This window comes from Pedobacter metabolipauper (assembly GCF_004362715.1).
In the GTDB taxonomy this organism is placed as follows: Bacteria; Bacteroidota; Bacteroidia; order Sphingobacteriales; family Sphingobacteriaceae; genus Pedobacter; species Pedobacter metabolipauper.
Genome location: NZ_SNYC01000005.1, coordinates 546,353 through 560,811, shown reverse-complemented (window position 1 = coordinate 560,811; position 14,459 = coordinate 546,353). Strand labels below are relative to the sequence as shown.

Annotated in this window: 11 protein-coding genes; 3 read left to right on the top strand and 8 right to left on the bottom strand. The window is 41.1% G+C overall.

Annotated elements, in window-relative coordinates:
- Nucleotides 1-4: 4 nt before the first annotated feature.
- The 7 genes from ATK78_RS14785 to ATK78_RS14755 all read right to left on the bottom strand — a co-directional run bounded on the left by ATK78_RS14785 (nt 5) and on the right by ATK78_RS14755 (nt 6,615).
- Complete coding sequence (locus ATK78_RS14785) at nt 5-733, bottom strand: DUF72 domain-containing protein (RefSeq protein ID WP_133576882.1); 729 nt, start codon at nt 731-733, stop codon at nt 5-7.
- A gap of 88 nt (nt 734-821) precedes the next feature.
- On the bottom strand, nt 822-1,991 hold the full coding sequence (gene dnaJ, locus ATK78_RS14780; RefSeq protein WP_133576881.1) for a molecular chaperone DnaJ: 1,170 nt from the start codon (nt 1,989-1,991) through the stop codon (nt 822-824).
- A 3-nt stretch (nt 1,992-1,994) separates the two neighbouring features.
- Entirely contained in the window at nt 1,995-2,591 is a 597-nt protein-coding gene (locus tag ATK78_RS14775; protein WP_133576880.1) for a nucleotide exchange factor GrpE, read from the bottom strand.
- Nucleotides 2,592-2,720: 129 nt separating this feature from the next.
- Nucleotides 2,721-3,404, bottom strand: coding sequence for a cell division ATP-binding protein FtsE (locus ATK78_RS14770; RefSeq protein ID WP_133576879.1), 684 nt, complete (start codon nt 3,402-3,404; stop codon nt 2,721-2,723).
- Between the two features lie 2 nt (nt 3,405-3,406).
- On the bottom strand, nt 3,407-3,610 hold the full coding sequence (locus ATK78_RS14765; protein WP_133576878.1) for a fructose-6-phosphate aldolase: 204 nt from the start codon (nt 3,608-3,610) through the stop codon (nt 3,407-3,409).
- A 48-nt stretch (nt 3,611-3,658) separates the two neighbouring features.
- Nucleotides 3,659-5,578, bottom strand: a complete 1,920-nt coding sequence (locus tag ATK78_RS14760; RefSeq protein WP_133576877.1) for a gliding motility-associated C-terminal domain-containing protein — start codon at nt 5,576-5,578, stop codon at nt 3,659-3,661.
- A gap of 2 nt (nt 5,579-5,580) precedes the next feature.
- On the bottom strand, nt 5,581-6,615 hold the full coding sequence (locus tag ATK78_RS14755; protein WP_133576876.1) for an acyl-CoA reductase: 1,035 nt from the start codon (nt 6,613-6,615) through the stop codon (nt 5,581-5,583).
- A 76-nt stretch (nt 6,616-6,691) separates the two neighbouring features.
- Here ATK78_RS14755 and ATK78_RS14750 point away from each other — a divergent pair, with 76 nt between their 5' ends.
- Entirely contained in the window at nt 6,692-7,042 is a 351-nt protein-coding gene (locus ATK78_RS14750; protein WP_133577284.1) for a 4Fe-4S dicluster domain-containing protein, read from the top strand.
- Nucleotides 7,043-7,136: 94 nt separating this feature from the next.
- Here the strand turns inward: ATK78_RS14750 and ATK78_RS14745 are convergent, their stop codons facing one another.
- Entirely contained in the window at nt 7,137-7,592 is a 456-nt protein-coding gene (locus ATK78_RS14745; RefSeq protein ID WP_133576875.1) for a universal stress protein, read from the bottom strand.
- Between the two features lie 79 nt (nt 7,593-7,671).
- Between ATK78_RS14745 and ATK78_RS14740 the strand changes: the two genes are divergently transcribed.
- Nucleotides 7,672-8,448: a C40 family peptidase gene (locus ATK78_RS14740; protein WP_133576874.1), complete on the top strand. Its 777-nt coding sequence runs from the start codon at nt 7,672-7,674 to the stop codon at nt 8,446-8,448.
- A 69-nt stretch (nt 8,449-8,517) separates the two neighbouring features.
- Nucleotides 8,518-14,346 (top strand): carboxypeptidase-like regulatory domain-containing protein, encoded by a 5,829-nt coding sequence (locus ATK78_RS14735; RefSeq protein WP_133576873.1) that lies wholly within the window; start codon nt 8,518-8,520, stop codon nt 14,344-14,346.
- The last annotated feature ends 113 nt before the right edge of the window (nt 14,347-14,459 follow it).

Genomic DNA, 14,459 nt, shown 5'->3' with positions numbered 1-14,459 from the left:
GTGATTATTTCTCCAAATCTGTTGTCAGGTCAATCAGCTGCCTGGAATTGGTCAGTGCTGCCGTTCCCCAGGTATTGTTGAAATAGATATAGGCAGATCCATCCAGATGCTTAAGCTCATCTGCAAAATCCTTGATCTCTTCCAGTGGGTATAATGATTTAAACAGCACAGGTCTTCCATGAAACCGGTAATAAAGTACCGCTGTGTTTTGTACAATATGATCCGGTATAGATGAAGGGAAACTCACCCCGCTAAAAGTAATTTTTTTAGCAGCCAGTGCATCAAAAACCGGTTCTATCCACCAGCTCTCATGCCTGAATTCGACCACATTATTAAATGCAGGGTCCAGGTTCAGCAACACCAGGTTCAGGCGTTCTTCAGAATAGCTAAAGGTTGGGGGCATTTGAAACAATACACAACCGAGCTTTTCCCGCAAGCCTGCTTTGATCAGCGCATAAAAATCTGAGATGAGTTCTTCAGCAGCATTGAGCCGCCTGTAGTGGGTAATTAAACGGGGTACCTTAATGCTGAACAAAAAATCCGGCAGACTCAAATCGTACCATTTTTCAAGGGTACTTAAACTGGGTAATTTATAAAAGGAAGAATTGATCTCTATGGTGTTAAAATGCTGGCAGTAATATTCAAACCATGCCTTTTGAGGCAAGCCATTTGGATAGAATATTTCTTTCCATTCCTTATAATAGAAGCCGGAGCAGCCAATTTTAATGTTCATGCTAAGTTAACACCGGCGGGTAGAATAAAGTTTAGGCAAAAAAAAGCCACCTTAAAAAAGGTGGCTGGGTATTGTGCTCGCTTGTTTTTTACTCGAAATATTCTTTCATCTTTTCGAAGAAGCTTTTGTCGTTCTTCCCCGGTTGTGGTTTAAAATTTGGAGAATCCCTTAATTTTTCCAGTATCGCTCTTTCTTCCGGGCTCAGTGCCTTCGGTGTCCAGATGTTTACATGGATAATTTCATCGCCGCGCTGGTAGGAGTTGATCTCCGGAATACCTTTGCCTTTTAACCTTAGTAGTTTGCCGCTTTGTGTTCCCGGTTCTATTTTAATTTTTGCTTTACCATCGATGGTCGGTACCTCAGCACTATAACCCAGTGCTGCATCAACAATAGAAACGTGCAGGTCGTAAACCACATTGTTTCCTTCGCGTTTTAAGCTTTCATGAGGCAGTTCTTCAATCAGTATGATCAAATCTCCAGGAATGCCGCCATTAGGTGCTGCATTGCCTTTTCCGCTCATGCTCAGCTGCATGCCATCACTTACCCCGGCAGGAATATTAATGGTAATGGTTTCTTCACCGCGTACTGTACCATCACCATGACAAGCAGTACATTTAGCCGTAATTTGCTGTCCGCTCCCATTACAGGTAGGGCAGGTGGAGGTGGTCTGCATTTGTCCCAATATGGTATTGGTTACCCTGCGTACCGCGCCGCTTCCACCGCAGGTTTTACACGTACTAACCGATGAACGATCTTTAGCACCGCTTCCATCGCAGGTTTTACAAACAATTTGTTTGTTGACTTTTATTTTTTTCTCCGCGCCATTCGCAATTTCTTCAAGAGTAAGTTTTACTTTGATGCGCAGGTTACTGCCTTTAGCTACACGTCTGCCGCTGCTCCGGGATTGCTGACCGCCTCCAAAAAAGCTTTCAAAAGGACTGCCGCCATTACCAAAGATATCACCAAACTGGCTGAAGATATCTTCCATATTCATGCCGCCATGTCCGCCACCGCCACCAGCAGATGCACCGCCAACACCCGCATGACCATAATGATCATAACGTTGTTTTTTCTCCGCGTTGCTTAAGATCTCATAAGCTTCAGCTGCTTCCTTAAAGTTATCTTCAGCCTGCTTATCTCCTGGATTCTTATCCGGGTGATATTTGATGGCCATTTTACGATATGCCTTTTTAATTTCTTCAGCTGATGCATTTTTGGCTACCCCAAGCACATCATAAAAATCTCTTTTACTACTCATAACTTAACTACCCACTACAACTTTAGCAAAGCGGATCACCTTATCGTTTAAAGTATATCCCTTTTCCAACTCATCTATTACTTTTCCTTTTAATTCTTCACTTGGCGCCGGTATTTTGGTGATCGCTTCATGATTATCGGTATCAAAAACGGTATGGATACTTTCCATCTCTTTTAATCCTTTCTGGCTCAAAAGGTTTTTCAGCTTGGTATGCACCAATGCAATACCCTCACGGATCGGGTTAATATCTGTCGCACTTTCAATTGCTTTATTCGCACGGTCAAAATCATCCAGAACAGATAATAAAGAAACGATAACATCCTTTCCTGCAGTCTGAAGTAATTCAACACGTTCTTTTTGTGTGCGTCGTTTAAAGTTATCAAACTCAGCAAACAAACGTAAGTATTTGTCATTTAGGGCTGCATTTTCCTCTTGCAGCTTTTCTTCAGCAGACAATTCAGGTATGGCTTCTGCCTCAGCAGCAGGTATTTCGTTTTCTTCAGTATTCAACTGTTGTTCTTCAGTAGTGCTCATTTGCTCTTCAGCTTTATTTTCCACGATCGGATCTTCGTTAATATTTTTCTTCTTCTTGCTAAACATGGTATAGTAGAATTTTTGGATGTAAACTCAAAAGCTTTGCCAATGAGGTATATCAGTCATGCTGTCAGTTTTAGCAATACTATACTGACCAGAATGACTGAAAAGGAAAATTTTGTCAGATTTTATCTGCTAAACAATTTGGGCATCTTCATGTACCACGCCGCCTTCACATTTAATGATCCTGGATGGAAAGGTGCGTATAATATGGTAATCATGAGTCGCCATAAGCACAGCAGTACCACCCTGACTGATCTGTTTCAACAGCATTACGATCTCTTCAGAAGTATCCGGGTCCAGGTTCCCTGTAGGCTCATCGGCAAGAATAATTTCCGGGTTGTTTAACAGTGCACGGGCAATAACCACACGCTGCTGCTCGCCGCCAGAAAGCTCATGGGGCATTTTACGGATCTTGGAACGCAGGCCAACCTTTTCCAGAACGTCTTTAACACGTTCATCAACCAGCGACTGGTCCTTCCATCCGGTAGCTTTCAAAACAAAGTCAAGATTTTTCTCAATCGTTCTGTCTGTCAGCAGCTGAAAATCCTGGAAAACAATTCCAAGTTTCCTGCGTAAATAAGGCACGTCCTTAATCGCCAGGTTTTTAAGATCAAAACCCGCTATTTGTCCGTCGCCGTTACCAATATGAAGATCTCCGTAAATGATCTTTAGCAAGCTGCTTTTGCCGGATCCTGTCTGGCCAATTAAAAAAACAAACTCCCCTTTATCAACATTCAGGTTCACATTGGATAAAACCAGGTGCTTTTGTTGAAATACATCTACATTCTTTAAATTTATAACTGCGTTTCCTGTCATCTTTAAATATCTATTTTAGCGATTTTCCCAAAGGGTAAATCATTTACAAAACTCATTATATAAGGCAATTTATCACCCAAACCCAGTTTATCCAGCGATTTATCGGGCCTGTCAACCCTAAAGTACGCCAAAAGGGTAAATTTATCATCCCTCAATTGTACATAATCCGGAATTTTGGCAATGCCTTTTACTTTAATAACATACATCAGGTCAAAAATAGTATTTCAAAATGAGAAATACCGCATGAGATCAATTTATCTGATCAGCATCAGTGAGCCGGTGAGGGGTTCAACTTCGGGCCCCAGATTGATGATGTAGTAATAAACGCCAACGGGAACATCGGCATTCTTATACTTACCATCCCAGGGTTTTTCATAACCTTTGCTCACAAAGATCTGCTCACCATGACGGTTCATAATGCTCACCTTCGGGTTGGGGTAGGTATCAATTGCGGTAATATTCCACACATCGTTGGTGCCATCACCATTGGGACTAAAGGAATTGGGTACGATCACTTTTTGATAGACCTTCACAAAAACCTGGTCTGACGAAGTCACACAGCCAAAGTCTGAAACAACAGTTAACGTATAAGTCATGTCTTGTCTTGGAGATGCCCTTGGGTTTATTTTTGCAGGGTCATCAAGTCCTGTAGCGGGCGACCAGAAGTACCGCACGTCGTCACCGCCAGCAACACCATCTAACGTAATGATTTGGCCTTCCCGAATCTTTTTATCTGCGCCGGCATCGGCAAGCGGGTTTTTATTTACTTTAACCGTTACCGTGGCGGTCCGCTCGCAGCCTCCGTCAGAAACCGTTACGGTATAGGTGGTGGTTTCTGTTGGCGATGCAACCGGATTTGCCAGATAAGTAGCAGACAATCCCTCGGCAGGAGCCCATCTGAAGATAGATCCGCCGGAGGCACTCAACTGGGCAGAACCACCTTCACAAATTTCAAGATTAGGGTTTCCTACGGCGGCAACGGGCAGTGGTACAACATATACGCTGGTCTGCGCAGCAACCGGACAGCCTTGTGCCGAAGTGACCACCACGCGGTATGTACCAGCCATGTCAAAAGTTGCCCCATTGATCGTAGGGGTTCTTTGCGTAGAAGTAAAGCCATTAGGCCCGGTCCAGGTATAACTGGATCCTGCATCGGTTACACTTAGTATAATGGGGCTGCCCAGGCAAACAATGTTGTTGCTTGTTGCAACGGCATTGGGCAGGGCGTTCACATTTACAGTCAGTTCTGCAGAAGCGGTTCTGCAGACCGCTGAATTGAAATTACCAGGTTCAGCAGCACTTAGCCGGTATTTATAGGCACCGGCCGGAGTGGTAGCCGGAAGGCTAACGGTCAGTGTAGTCCTGTTTTCTGCAGGCATATCAACCCAGCCGCTTCCCGTATTTTCCTGCCACAAGTACTTCAGCGTTGCAGAACCCTGAATATTCGCAGAAAAAGTAAAGGTTCCGGCTTGTCCCTGGCAAATGTTTTGTTCAGAAACACTGGCAGAATTGTTCATGGTGGTAGTGATCTGCGGACCGCATGCCCTGAATGTAATATCGTCCAGTGCAATGTCATTACCAATCCCTCCGGGACCATTATTGGTCATCCTGATCTTAACCCGGTTTACATTTGCAGGGGTCTCGAATGGGAAACCATATTGTTTCCAATTATTAGGAATGGCATCAGGGATGTCACCGGTATTGTATGTTTTTAGAACCACATCACTGGTGGTCAAAATAGAAAAGGTAATGTTTGGCTTAATCCCATTATAATTAAGCATGTTAATTACCCATGCTGCAAATTCGTAAGTGGTGTTTGGACAAAGATCAATGTCAACAACGGTTTCATAAAAGATCCCGGGATTGTTTGCTGCATTGATTACCATCATGTACCCGGTCGGATCATTTGGTGTATGATTTCCAAAACTGTACCACCCGGGCGCAAAACCAGCTGTGTTTTTAGCTATGGTATATTGCCCGTCACTCGGATTATTTGGAACATAGGTATAATTCGTATTAGATCCGATAGAAGGACCTGTATTTGTAGAACCCCTTCCGAAATCAATTCTTACAACCGGATCTCCAAGTGATCCGGTACAAGTTTGGGATTGCGCAAAATTGGCCGTCAATATAAATACGGACAGAAATAGTAAAAATCTGGTAAGGTTGGTCACGGTTAGTTCTTATCGGCTCTCAATATAAGAAGAAAATCGATTGTATTTATAGAATCTGCATAATCCCAAAGTTTAGGATGCTGGCTTTCTCCAAAACCTAAAGTAGGGTTTGTAAGTGTTAAATCCGTATTTGTAACTACACACTGAATGGTATCTTCTTCTTTTTTAAGGATTTGTGTTACCTCATCCAGGTTCTTATACCTTTCATAGAACAAGACAGCCAATGGCGATGAAAGACTGGAATCTTCTTTTAATAATAAAAAGCCATTGTCATAATGCGCTGCACGGTTTACTAAATAAATGGACTTGTTGTAATCGTAATTATTGTTGTATTTGAACTGATTGCTCACCGTACTGTACGATTCGATAGGCTCAAAGAAATTTTTAATGTCATACGCTTCCGGAATATACAACTTAGACACGTTGCGGCAACCCAATCCAAAATAATCAAAGATGTCTTTACCAAGCAGTGCGATCTCTTCAGGAGTTTCATGCCCGTCTAAAACGGCAACGCTGGTTCTGTTCTTGCGGATAATATTGGGCACTTTGCTAAAATAATATTCAAAATACCTGGAACTGTTATTGCTTCCGGTAGCAATAACCGCATCAAAATCTTTTAATCGCTCGGCGTATACAATGCGGTCAGCCAATAAAGGCTCAATGCGCACAAGTTCGTGAAGCAGCGCGGGGATCAATTTGTCATCAGAAGATGATAATTTAATAAGCGCTGTATTTCCGGTTGCGAGTACAGAAAGTACATCGTGAAAACCAACCATCGGAATGTTACCAGCTAAAATAAGACCCACTTTCTTAGGCAGGGCAGTTACGTCAATGTTCTTAAACCAGGTTTCCAGATCCTTCGGATTAAGCATAATGTGCAGAGAAAGAAGTGCTTTTTCTACCTCTTCAGCAGTAAACCAGGCATTGCTGTTCCTGGCAGACTGCATTAGGTTTTTAAACTCAGGACTGGGATTCAACATGAAGTCACTAAGTTTTTTGAATGCAATAATTAGTTTTTCCGCGGTAAGGATTGGCATAATTCCAACAATTTTAAAGTTTATGTGTTATATTTGCAGTGCAAAGTTAAACTTAGCAATAGATATAGACGAAGACATGGCTATTAAAATAACAGATGAATGTATTAACTGCGGAGCATGTGAGCCTGAATGCCCGAATAATGCAATTTATGACGCAGGCACGGCCTGGAGATTTTCCGATGGTACCAATTTAAATGGTATTATCGATTTTGGTAATAAGGAGGTGGATGCAGAAGCTGCTCAGGAAGCAGTATCTGATGAAGTGTATTATATTGTATCCGATAAGTGTACAGAGTGTAAAGGCTTTCATGATGAGCCTCAGTGTGCAGCAGTATGTCCGGTGGATTGCTGCGTAGATGATGAAGATATTCGCGAAACTGAAGAAGAACTTTTAGCTAAGAAAGCCTGGCTACACCAGGAAAACTAAATAGCAGCATAACATAATTTGAAAGGGCGCTATTGGCGCCCTTTTTTATTTAACAAGTTTTCTATAAGTTAAGCCTGACTGCTAATCTGCTGTCTTAAGGTTTTTCTTCGTATTTGTTTGGAACGATCAAAACCGGACAAGCCGATTTTCTGGCCACATGCTCAGCCACACTGCCCATCAGGAAATGATACAATCCCGTGCGCCCATAAGTGCCGATCACAATCAGATCAGATCCGTATTCATCAGATTGCTGAATGATACCGTGCGCAGCACTATCGATGATGCTTAAATACGTGGTAGCAATACCACCGCTGTATTTACTTTCTATTTCTTTCAATAGCAAATGACTGTTTTCTTCACTATTGTCATAGTTCTCCAGGAAAACAGGGGCTAAGGTAAGGTCTGGGTTTACATTGGCCGGAACAGGCTCAATGATATTCACCAGCGCCACTTCCGCACCGAAGGTTTTTGCTACCTCATAACCTACTCTCGCAGCCTTTTCTGAACAGGTACTGTTGTCAACTGCAATTAAAATCTTTTTGAGGTTCATTGTCTTGAAAATTAAGTTTATCGTATAAAAATAACAAAATAACTCCATAAAAGTTTACATTTATGCTATCGATTATATTATGGAACAACTTTATGGAATTTGCAGGGTAGCTGTTGCCCCATTAAGGGCAGAGCCATCAGACAAGGCGGAAATCAGTTCACAATTGCTCTTCGGTGAGCATGTAGAAATCCTTCAAAAAGACGAACGCTGGTGGCAGGTACGCAATGCGTACGATGGTTATGAAGGCTGGATGGATTTTAAGCAGCTCAGCATGCTAACGCTGGAACAATATGTAGAAAATCACGATTGTCCACACCTCGTACCGGCAGAATTGAATAACCTCCTCATCGCAGCAGATGGAAGTAAATACTACCTGTCTCCCGGAAGTAACCTTCCGATGTTTGACGACGGCTTTTGTTACCTGGGCGATGAAAAGTATGAAGTGCTTTTTAAACCCAGGATCGTCCATTCCGAAACCTATACCATTGTCGATTATGCGTTGTTCTTTCAAAACGTACCCTATTTATGGGGTGGAAGGAACCTGTTCGGAATCGACTGTTCAGGCTTTGTACAAACCGTATTTAAATTAAATGGAATTAAATTAAACCGGGATGCCTGGCAGCAGGCAGAACAGGGGGTACTGGTAGATTTTTTACCAGAAGTAAGACCAGGAGACGTTGCATTCTTTGACAACGATGAAGGCCGCATTACCCATGTAGGCATCATGCTTAGTCCATCTGAAATTATTCATGCTTCCGGAAAAGTCCGTATTGACCAGATCGATAATCAGGGGATCTATAATGCTGAATTGGGCAGATATACCCACAAACTCAGGATCATCAAGCGTTTTTCGTAACCGGTTATGGAATTTCAGCCGGGATTCCATCCTTTACATATGACTGCAAACAAACTTAAACCAAATTAAATGAAGCGTCTCTTTACTCTAGCCTTGCTGCTTAGTATCATCACCTCAGTATTTGCTCAAACAAAACTGAGCAGCAGCAGAACATCCGGATATTACACCTACATCTACAAGCTAACAGATCCGGAAACGTTTAAGATCGCCTCAGAATCAAAGTCTGTAATTAAGGATGATTTTCTGCATACCCTCGTAGATTCTTTTTATGTAGACCAGAAAAAGCGGGTAGCAAGGAAATTGCCTTATGGAAATTATCTGTATGTAACGGCTGTTAAAAATGAACTTGTATACCGGCTGGAACCCGTATCCAATGTAAACCTCCAGTTTGTAAACAACAATAAAGACTTTCAGTTCGCAGTAACCGATGTAAAAGGAAACCTGATCCCGGATGCAGAAGTAATATTGGGTAAAGGCAAAAAAGTAAAATACGACCAAAAGTCTAAATTATATATCACCGGTTTTAAACCCGGAGAAACTGTAATTACCGTTAAATATAAAGGACTTTCCAGTTACTTTACCCATGATGCAGACGATGAAGATGACGACTACAAGCCATATAAGAAACCATTTTCGTTCAAACGCTTTTTTAATTCAGTACTTGGGTTAAACACCCAAAGTACACCCAAATACACCGGTTATATGGTGTTTAACAAGCCAAAATATAAACCGCTGGATACCGTAAAATTTAAAGCTTACCTGGTTACTAAAAAAGGAAAGGCCATTTACAATAAACCTTTACAAGTTGAGCTGCAAACAGAAAGCGGGAATGCCAATAAGATATTAACGACATTAAATCCATATCGTGAAGGCGGTTATGAATACAGTTTCTTGCTTGCTGATAGTCTTAATCTTAAACTGGACAGAAATTACACCATTTATCTGAAAGAAAAGGACGGTAAGGACTGGAAATCTGTCTATTCCAAAGGATTTAATTATGAAGACTATGAGCTGAAATCGGTTAACTTTTCTGTTAGGACAGACCAGCAGGAACACAGGCCGGGAAGTCCGGTAGTTTTTTACATGAAAGGTACGGATGAAAATGATCTGGCTGTGCCAGACGGAAGGGTAGAAGTATTTGTACGGGCAAATCATGTAAGCAAATTTTATACAGATCAGATCTTTGTGAGGGATAGCCTATGGAGAACAGACCTTAAACTTGATCCGACAGGAGAAACAAAACTGATATTACCAGACAGCATCTTTCCTAAAACAAATTTAAATTTTACAGTTGATTTTACATTTTTAAACAGTAATAACGAAAGACGTACAGAAAGTAAATCCTTAAGCTATTTGTATGAAAATAAAGTGATTAAGACTTCATTTAAAAAAGATAGTTTATATATAGATTACCAGGTTGATGGTAAATCAATCCCTGAAAAAGCAAAGATCACAACCGCTTATATAAATCGTGACGATGAAGACTCGGTAATGGTTCTGCTTCCTGCTGCAATTAAAGTGGATTATACCGCAAATGATTATTTTATTAAAACAGCAAATGGATTTACGGAGTCTGTCTTTATGGATGATTTTGATCCAACACTAACGGTTGGGGGTTTCCGTACCAAAGATTCATTGCAAGTGACAGTGGGTAATGAACATAAAATACCTTTCTGGTACACTGTTTTTTCCGGTGATCAGGTAATTTTAAGAGGATATACAAACACATTAGATACCTCGGTCAAATACACATCATCAAAAATAGCCTATGTTAAAATTAGTTACTTCTGGGATGAGGAAGAACGCAGGGCCGAAACGAGCATTGGTTACGCTTCTACTTTTTTAAACGTTCAGCTCGTAGCCCCGCAAGTAGTCTACCCGGGCCAAACTGTAAATATGAAGGTGAAAGTGTCTGATGTCGACCTTAAACCAATTCCAGGAACCGATGTTACCGCCTTTGCCTATACTTCGAAATTTAATACAAGCAGCTCGGTCAGGCTTCCTTATTTTGGTAAAAATTACCGCATCCGTAAACAAAAACCAATAGTAGAGACTGATGATGTGTCTACAAGCGGATCAATGGAATTGAACTGGGATAAATGGGGTAAAGAACTCAATCTGGATACCATAGAATATTATAAATTTTCTCAAACCAGGGATTTGTATGAGATGCAGGAAGATGCCAAAGATGCAATGACAGTAGTTGCACCCTTTGTTGTTAAAGATGGTAAAATGGTGCCTGTTCATGTGGTATATATTGACGAAGTGCCTGTGTTCTTTGACCAGGCTCATCAATTGAAACGTTATGCATTTAAAATACAGCCCGGTATGCACACGATCCGCCTGCGCACAAGTGGAAATATGCTTACCCTAAATAACTACAAGTTTGCAGAAGGGAAAAAGACAATTTTAAGTATTGCTGCAGATGTGGTAAATCCCAAAGCGCAGGTAACGATAGCTCCCGATTCACTTACAGATCACGAAGCTTCAGAGCTTACCAAATACATGATCCGGATCACTGATAATTTTATGAACGAAAGATCTGTTATTACTGCAGGATCAGTAAGTCATTTATTAAACCCACCACCTTTTAGGACTGGAGAAAGTGATCTTTTGGTTGGGCCATTTCAAGAAAATTATCTGAATATTGCTTACGGCTCAATACGGGAAAATTTTATCAAAGAACCAGGCTATACCTACACGTTTCTTCCAAAACTGCTTAAACAAAAATCGTATTCCTCTAAATTTGGATTCACAACTAAATTCGATAATAAACAACAGCAATACCTGGATTACAAAGAATACCCTCTGGTGAGTGGAGAGATTGATCACATCTGGAATGAATACCTGAATTTAAGAAGCCGTACAACCATTCTGTTCAGGAATTACGGTAGTTATACGCCAACTTCAGGAAGGCTGATGATGGAATTGGATACGGCCATTGCAAATAAAATGCCGTATGTAAAGAATATTTTAATCTATAAATATGACGATCCTGCTTTTTTAAAGATCTGGAGGGGCAGCGATAGTGATTTTCTTTCATTAGAACAGGGTAAATACAGAGTGCTGTACCTGTTTAAAGATAACCGGTACTTTATCCAGGAACCGGTAGAGATCAAGCGGAATGGTGTGAATTATTTTAAATGGTCTGTAGTGAATATCAAACCGGCAGATCGGCTAAGCATTGACATCGATCAGCAAATCAAATCCGTTGACATAGGCCGCTCATCGGAATATTTTGTTGGTGAAACGATCATCGAAAACTTAAATAAGACGTATTTTGATCCATCTATGCTGATCTATAAAATGAGCGGAAGGGTCATTGACGGAAAGGATAAAACGCCATTGTGGGGCGCAACAGTTAAGATCAGAGGTTTAAACAGAATTGTAACTGCAGATGAAAAGGGTGAATTTGAAATCCGGGTTCCTAAAAATGGAAGAATTGTTATTTCTTATTTAGGTTATGATTCACATGAAGTAGTGGTTCATAATGGTAATGTAGGTGAGATACCGTTGAGACAGATGTCTAATTCATTGAATGAAGTTGTCGTGGTTGGTTATGGTACGCAGAAGAAAGAATCTTTAACAGGTTCTATAACGACCATCTCACAAAATCTTTCCGGTATGTTAGCGGGAAGGGTAGCCGGTGTTTCTGTGAAATCTTTCAGTGAAGCAAGTTTCATGATCAGAGGAATTAATTCTACATCAGCAAAAAAACCGCTGGTCATTGTTGATGGAATTCCATACGATGGGGACGTGTCCGGTCTGGATGCCAGCCTGATTGGTGAAATAAGTATTTTAAAAGATGCAGATGCGACCGCTATTTATGGCAGCAGGGGAGCAAATGGGGTAATTATTGTTAAAACCAAATCTGGAAATATGCAGGCAACGGCAACCGGAGAACTGGTTACACAACAGCAAACTATGCGTACCAACTTCTCTGATTATGCCATCTGGCAGCCTAAGCTGCTTACCGATGAAAATGGCATTGCCGAATTTACCGTTAAATTTCCGGACGACATTACCAATTGGACGACCAGGCTCATTGCCATGAACGGAAAAAAACAAAACGGACAGCATGAAACCAGCATAAAATCCTTTAAAAACTTAAGTGCTAATTTTGTTTCTCCCCAGTTTGCCATCATTGGAGACAGCATCCGTGTAATCGGGAAGCTGATGAATTATAACCCCTTTGAAGAAAGCGTAACCCGTAAGTTCAGTTATAATGACCTGGAAATATTGAATGGACTGAAAAAAATTAAAAATGCGGTGATTGACACCATGGCCATTGTCGCCAAATCCATTGGCAATCCGTCCAATGCAGACAGTTTAAAGTTTGAGTACACCCTTAAAAAAGATAACGGCTACTTTGATGGAGAGATCCGCAAGATCCCATTGCTTCAAGCCGGTGTTTTAGAAACAAAAGGTTATTTCGATGCTTTATTGAGGGATACTGCAGTTACTTACAATTTTGATGCAAGTCTTGGAAAAGTAACCCTGCATGCCGAAGCTTCAGTTTTCCCGGTATTGCTGGATGAGATCGAGAAACTAAAGCGGTATGAGTATTTATGTAATGAGCAAATCGCATCCAAGCTTAAATCTTTGTTGCTGGAAAAAACAGTACGCAGTTATCTTGGAGAAAGTTTTAAAGAAGAAAAGAACATCAAAGAACTGATCAAGAAGCTGCAGAACAATAAACGGCCGGAAGGTACCTGGGGATGGTGGCAAAATAGTAATGAAGAGATCTGGATCAGCCTCCATGTGGTAGAAGCGTTGCTTCAAGCCCAGAAACAAGGATATGCAGTAACGCTTAATAAAGACCAGCTTTATAACTACCTGGTGAATAAGCTGGCAGACCGTAAAAATATAGACCAGATCCATGCCGTTAGATTGTTGAACTTACTGAACGATAAATATTACATTAAGGATTGGGTAACAGCCATCGAACAGCAAACTGCGCAGCGTGAAAAAGCAGCAGCAGTTGAACAGCAGAGATATCCGGAACGAAAACCAGTATACAAAACACCATTGTATGATCAGCTGCAAATGATGCAGCTGCGGCAAAAAGCAGGTATGGCGGTAGACATCAAGTGGCTGCTGGATCTCAAAAAATCAACCATGTTCGGCAATAGCTACTGGGGTGAAGAGCTGAACCAATTCTGGGACAACAGCATTCAAAATACCCTGCTCGCCTACCAGATCCTGAAAGCAGAAAGGAAATACAACAACGAGCTTGACCGTATTTTAAGATATTTCCTGGAACAGAGAAAAGACGGACAGTGGCGCAATACATATGAATCATCTTTGATCCTTGAAACCATTTTACCAGATTTGATGATTAGCCGTCAGAGACCAGAACCTCCTTCAATATCACTGAATCATACGGAAAAAGTTACGGTATTTCCATATCATAAAACCATAGAACCGGCAAAATTAATAGTGGAAAAGAATGGAAATGCACCGGTATATTTTACAGCCTATCAGCAGTTCAATAATCCTAAACCTGCAAAAGTAAGCAAGGAGTTTACGGTAACTACAGCGTTTAATCAAAACGGCACTGTCGTTCGCCAGTTAAAAGCGGGAGTACTGACCAATTTAAAAGTAAATGTGACGGTAAGTGCAGATGCAGATTATGTGATGATCGAGATACCAATTCCGGCAGGCTGCTCTTACGAAAATAAAATGACCAGCTTCTGGGGTATAGAAACACACCGCGAATACTTTAAACATAAAACGTCCATCTTCTGTACCAAACTTAAGAAAGGTGAATATACATTTAACATTCAGCTGATGCCAAGGTATTCCGGTAATTATGTGCTTAATCCTGCAAAAGCAGAGATGATGTACTTCCCCGTTTTTTATGGTCGCGAGGGTTTAAAAAGAGTAACCGTTAACTAGTAAGATTTCCAGAAAGCACAAAGATCAGTACCGAATATTCGATCAGAACGGTCAGTTGATAAATGAGGTGCTGATCTTGATTTTATTATTTATTTATTTGATTAGGATTAGGT

What these genes read in the sequence shown, in the direction of transcription:
- ATK78_RS14745 (WP_133576875.1), bottom strand. Translation starts at nt 7,592, where the DNA reads ATGAACCTCAAAAAGATTTTAATTGCAGTTGACAACAGTACCTGTTCA.
- dnaJ (WP_133576881.1), bottom strand. Translation starts at nt 1,991, where the DNA reads ATGAGTAGTAAAAGAGATTTTTATGATGTGCTTGGGGTAGCCAAAAAT.
- ATK78_RS14735 (WP_133576873.1), top strand. Translation starts at nt 8,518, where the DNA reads ATGAAGCGTCTCTTTACTCTAGCCTTGCTGCTTAGTATCATCACCTCA.
- ATK78_RS14785 (WP_133576882.1), bottom strand. Translation starts at nt 733, where the DNA reads ATGAACATTAAAATTGGCTGCTCCGGCTTCTATTATAAGGAATGGAAA.
- ATK78_RS14765 (WP_133576878.1), bottom strand. Translation starts at nt 3,610, where the DNA reads ATGTATGTTATTAAAGTAAAAGGCATTGCCAAAATTCCGGATTATGTA.
- ATK78_RS14740 (WP_133576874.1), top strand. Translation starts at nt 7,672, where the DNA reads ATGGAACAACTTTATGGAATTTGCAGGGTAGCTGTTGCCCCATTAAGG.
- ATK78_RS14750 (WP_133577284.1), top strand. Translation starts at nt 6,692, where the DNA reads ATGGCTATTAAAATAACAGATGAATGTATTAACTGCGGAGCATGTGAG.
- ATK78_RS14775 (WP_133576880.1), bottom strand. Translation starts at nt 2,591, where the DNA reads ATGTTTAGCAAGAAGAAGAAAAATATTAACGAAGATCCGATCGTGGAA.
- ATK78_RS14755 (WP_133576876.1), bottom strand. Translation starts at nt 6,615, where the DNA reads ATGCCAATCCTTACCGCGGAAAAACTAATTATTGCATTCAAAAAACTT.
- ATK78_RS14770 (WP_133576879.1), bottom strand. Translation starts at nt 3,404, where the DNA reads ATGACAGGAAACGCAGTTATAAATTTAAAGAATGTAGATGTATTTCAA.